This is a genomic window from Arthrobacter sp., from assembly GCF_030540645.1.
In the GTDB taxonomy this organism is placed as follows: domain Bacteria; phylum Actinomycetota; class Actinomycetes; order Actinomycetales; family Micrococcaceae; genus Specibacter.
Genome location: NZ_JAUNVV010000134.1, coordinates 1 through 4,472 on the forward strand (window position 1 = coordinate 1; position 4,472 = coordinate 4,472).

General features: G+C 58.7%; 8 protein-coding genes. 7 read left to right on the forward strand and 1 reads right to left on the reverse strand.

What is annotated here, in order from left to right:
- Positions 1–212, reverse strand: a 212-nt coding sequence (locus Q4P21_RS15800) for a hypothetical protein (RefSeq protein ID WP_303389678.1), incomplete at its 3' end; no start/stop codon positions are given.
- Between the two features lie 113 nt (positions 213–325).
- Between Q4P21_RS15800 and Q4P21_RS15805 the strand changes: the two genes are divergently transcribed.
- The 7 genes from Q4P21_RS15805 to Q4P21_RS15835 form a co-directional block, all read left to right on the forward strand.
- Positions 326–589: a hypothetical protein gene (locus tag Q4P21_RS15805; RefSeq protein WP_303389679.1), complete on the forward strand. Its 264-nt coding sequence runs from the start codon at positions 326–328 to the stop codon at positions 587–589.
- A 64-nt stretch (positions 590–653) separates the two neighbouring features.
- Positions 654–914 (forward strand): hypothetical protein, encoded by a 261-nt coding sequence (locus tag Q4P21_RS15810; protein WP_303389680.1) that lies wholly within the window; start codon positions 654–656, stop codon positions 912–914.
- 463 nt (positions 915–1,377) lie between these two features.
- Positions 1,378–1,851, forward strand: a complete 474-nt coding sequence (locus tag Q4P21_RS15815; RefSeq protein ID WP_303389681.1) for a nuclear transport factor 2 family protein — start codon at positions 1,378–1,380, stop codon at positions 1,849–1,851.
- A 231-nt stretch (positions 1,852–2,082) separates the two neighbouring features.
- Entirely contained in the window at positions 2,083–2,475 is a 393-nt protein-coding gene (locus Q4P21_RS15820) for a hypothetical protein (protein WP_303389682.1), read from the forward strand.
- 29 nt (positions 2,476–2,504) lie between these two features.
- Positions 2,505–3,185 carry an RES domain-containing protein gene (locus Q4P21_RS15825; RefSeq protein ID WP_303389683.1) on the forward strand — a complete coding sequence of 227 codons (681 nt, stop codon included), beginning with the start codon at positions 2,505–2,507 and terminating at the stop codon, positions 3,183–3,185.
- A 327-nt stretch (positions 3,186–3,512) separates the two neighbouring features.
- Positions 3,513–3,803 carry a transposase gene (locus Q4P21_RS15830; protein WP_170133339.1) on the forward strand — a complete coding sequence of 97 codons (291 nt, stop codon included), beginning with the start codon at positions 3,513–3,515 and terminating at the stop codon, positions 3,801–3,803.
- Positions 3,758–4,472, forward strand: a 715-nt coding sequence (locus Q4P21_RS15835) for an IS3 family transposase (protein WP_303389684.1), incomplete at its 3' end; no start/stop codon positions are given. The genes Q4P21_RS15830 and Q4P21_RS15835, both read left to right, overlap by 46 nt.

Genomic DNA, 4,472 nt, shown 5'->3' on the forward strand with positions numbered 1-4,472 from the left:
CGGTTGCTGTTGGTGTGGGGGAGTGAGCGGCCGTGATGGAAGGAGAAGAATTGGCGGCGTTCATTGCCCGGGATTCGTTGGCGTGGAGGATTTGGATGGCCGGGTACGAGACCGGTCTGCGCCACGGACATGATGATGAGAGGGCCGGCATGGGAAGCCTTGTGGAGTTGGTGGCCCGTCGTCAGCTCGCCCTGCAAGACTGTGAACGACACATCAAGAAAGAACGGATCAATACCGTGAGTATGGAAGCAGTACGCCAAGCCCGGGCGGCCACCCGCTCCGGCAACTATCGAGGCGGCCCCGTGCCCTGGGAGAAAGAAGAAGGATGAGTAAAGCCAAGCCGTCCTCTTTTGCCCCGTACTTCACCCGCAAGGATGCGGATCAGCTGAGGGCCGCGTTCCTGGCCGCCGGCCACGCCGAAGGCTACGCCTCCGTCTCGGAACTGATTGAAGCCGCAACCCTCAAAGAAGTCCGTCGACTCCAACGCAAACACAACAATGGACGCCTCTGGGAAGGTGCCGCCCCGGGGGCTCTGCGCCCAGGGCAGCGCACCGCCATAGAAAGCCAACCCAGAGAGCAGCAGAGCTAGATCCTGCTCATCACCCTTCACTGAGCTGGCCCTCCTTGTCTGACCCTCGATGGAGAATGAGCGGGTGAACAAGTTTGATCCTGATTCGGTGGCTTCCATGTTGGCCTTGGATGCTGCCATGGATGAGCACCCCGACCCAAGGGATGGGCCCTTGCAGCGTTTCTCAGTCTGGGCAGAACCGCAGGTGTTGATTGGGGAGCGTAGGGGCCGTGCTGTTGCCTACACACGAAGCTATGGCTTGATCAGGATGACCGGCACCGACGGCAGTACGGTCCTTGAATGGCACCGTGCCACAGACATTAGACGCGTGAACCCCACGGCCTAGTGCCACCGATTCTAGAAATAGCGCGCCCGTGGGAGGGCCGGCCAATTGGCCGGCCCTTTCTTCGCGCCTGGTTGCGGTTGGTGGGGGAGTGGTGGTTGACCGAGGGCTTGGTACTCGCAAGCTCCCACCAAGCTATGGGGCGACCGCTGCGCGGCCGGCTGATGAGGGCCGGTCCCGGCTCCGCAAGCTCCGCCGTGCCCACCCCTGTTTTTGAAAACCGTTGCGCGTTTTTTGGTTGCTGTCCTTATGACCGCAGTTCCGGGCCATTTTTCAGACTTGGCTCTTTTCCTCTAGTGTGTCAGCTGGCTAGACTGGCGTGGTCGCAGCGCCTGTGTTCGTCTTGATGTGTTTTCGATGGTCGGTGAGCTGATCGCAGTGGTCAAGACGTTGGCGGGGAAGGAGTTCGGAGGAGTGTCCGGGATGATAAACCGGAAACGAGGCCGGCAGACAGATAGGCACAGCCATGACCGAGGATAAGCCGCCGTTCCCGCCCTTTACACGTGAGACCGCGACGCAGAAAGTCCGGGCCGGTGAAGACGGCTGGAACGGGCGCGATCCGGTAAAGGTGGCGTCCGCATATACGGTCGATAGCTGGTGGCGCAACCGCTCGGAATTCGTTGAGGGGCGCGACGCCATCATCGCTTTCCTTACCCGTAAGTGGGAGCACGAATTCGAATATCGGCTGATCAAAGAGATGTGGGCGTTCGATGGAAACCGCATTGCTGTGCGCTTCACCTACGAATATCACGATCTAGAAGGTGCGTGGTTCCGTGCCTATGGCAACGAGAACTGGCACTTTGACGAGCACGGGCTCATGCGGTGGCGGCATGCGAGCATTAACGACTTGCCGATCAAGGAATCTGACCGAAAGTTCCACTGGGATCCCAGCGGGCCCCGGCCGCTTGACCATCCGGACTTGAGTGACTTCGGATTTTAGTCTGTCTTTTCGAGGCGATCTGCGACCGCCGTCGAAAGCATTGACAGCCAGATGATCCAGGAATTGGGTGGCTCTATCAGAGCGTGTCTACTAATCCGTCGCCATACGGCGCTAAAACCCTGAACCTTACATAATCTTGGTTATCGGCGATTTTTTACTTGTGATTTCAGGTGTGATTCTCACCGTGTTTTGACCCTTGATTATACTTGTTGTGTGTGCAATCATGGGCTTATGACAGCAGTTGCAGCTCCCCGTGGAGGACTTCAGGCGTACCAGGATTCGATCCGGCTCCCGGTCCCTGAGCTTGTTCGAGATCTGCGGGATATCCTGGGTGCAAAGCTCGTGGCCTATCTGGGGTCCGTGAAGGAAACCCGTGCCGTGAGGCAATGGAGTGATGGTGAGCGGGAACCTGCTGAGGATACGATGCTCAGGCTGCGCACCGCCTACCATGTTGCTGCACTGCTGGCCGAGCGAGAGTCCCGCGTCGTCGTGCAGGCCTGGTTTCAGGGCATGAACCCCCAACTGGATGACATTGCCCCGGCACGGCTGTTGCGTGAAGGCCCTTTGGATGAGGCCGGGCCGGCGGTCCTGGCTGCCGCGCGAGCTTTCACGTCGGCTGGTTAGAGGCAGTGACAGCACCGGAATTAAAATCAGTGAGCCTTGTCGAGAGGGTGTGGCGTGTTGGTTTCCGGCCGACCCCGTGGGCTTGGAGCGGCTGGGAATGGGCGGCCAGCGGACGCTTTCCAGGGCGCTGGGATGACCTTGAAGGAAACTTCCGTACCGTCTACGCCGGGTCAAGCCTGCTGGGCTGCCTGCTCGAAGTGCTGGCCTGTTTCCGCAAGGACCCCAGACTGGCCATAGACCTTCTCGACATCGCAGAAGACGACCAGGACAAGGTCCTCTACCCGTCCGTTGTTCCAGGCACTGTTCCCCTGGAATGGCTGGATGGTCGCACGGCGGCGACTGCGCTGATGAGCGGCACGTTCTGCGCGGTCACCGCGGCAGAATCCGTAGCGGCGCTGTATCCGCAGTTCATTGGGATGGCTCTGGGCTTGGGCCTGACAGACTTCGATGCCGCGGCCCTGAAGGATGCCAAACCCAGGGCCCTGACCCAGGCCATCGCGAGCCACATCTACGCCACCGGGGAGTTCCACGGGGTCCAGTTCTCCTCCCGCCACGGGGACGACTTAAGGCTGTGGGCGATCTTTGAGCAACCTGGCGACCCATCCATTAGTCCACGACTGGGCCACAGGGCCAACCATGAGCTTTACCCGGACAACTCGGACGTCCTCGAGGCGTTCAGGCTTCTAGGGCTGAAGTGGGACGAGCAGTAGCCGATCCGGCCCACCAAGCACAATCGATTCCATCTTCCACGTGCTAAAAAATTGCCCAAAGAGCTTTGAAAGAATGAAGAACAACGGCTAAAAAGGACACGGCGGCCCCATCCGACAAAAAGTCTGCTTGCTACCAGAATATGGCCAGCTGATCTAGTCTTTCACGCGTCCCAGGCGCTATGCCGGGCTGCGAGCTGCGGCAGAAATAACTCGAAGTCATCACACAACAGAGGACCTCATCGAAGCCACCGCAAACATCCTCGTCATCGGCAACTAACGACTGAGGTGTAGTAATGATGTGAGACAGTTCCTGAAAGGATTGTTCCCATGTCTTCTCGACCAACCTATTCTGATGAGTTCAAGGCCGACGCTGTCGCGTTAGCTGAATCTTCTGGCCGCCCGCTGGCTCTGGTGGCTGCCGAACTCGGCATCTCACTGACCGCTCTCAAACGCTGGGTCAAACTCTCCCGCGAAGGTCAAAGCGGTGAGGGCAAGAAACCGGATCAACCGGTGGATGCCACGAAATACAAGGCCTTGGAGGCCCGGCTGCGTGAAGTGGAACGGGAGAATGAATTCCTAAAAAAAGTGTCAGCGTTCTTCGCCAAGGAGCAACGGTAGATGATACCTACCGCTTTGTTCAGCAGGAGGAGAACGCTGGAGAAAAAGTCGCCTGGATGTGCCGGCAACTCAGCGTGCCTAGGTCCTCGTACTACCGCTGGCGCGATGCCACCGATACGCCCACAACCATCCGGCATAGGGAGCTGACCGATCACGTGAAGACGATGTTCGATTCTTCCGACGAGATCTTTGGCCACCGCATGGTTCATACGAAACTGGCCGCCGATGGGGTGACTGTTTCCGTGGGTACTGTGGCCACGATCATGGCTGAAAACGGGTGGCAGGCCAGGCGGATGCGCGCCTTCAAACGCACCACCATCCCCGGCGATCCGGACAAAGTCTTCAAGGACTTAATTAACCGTGACTTCACCGCGGAAACCCCTGGCACCCGCCTGGTCGGCGATATCACGTATTTGCGTACGGGAGAGGGATGGTTGTATCTGGCCACTGTCATCGACCTGTGCACCCGCATGATTGTCGGCTGGGCCATGGCTGACCACATGCGCGCATCGCTGTGTGTCAGTGCACTGGAAATGGCCAGAGAAAAGGGCCATCTGCAAGCCAACGGAATTTTTCACAGTGACCATGGAGCTCAATACACCTCCCGCGAACTAGGGGCTTGGTGTACCGGAAACAATATCCGCCAGTCGATGGGATTAGCCGGTGTGT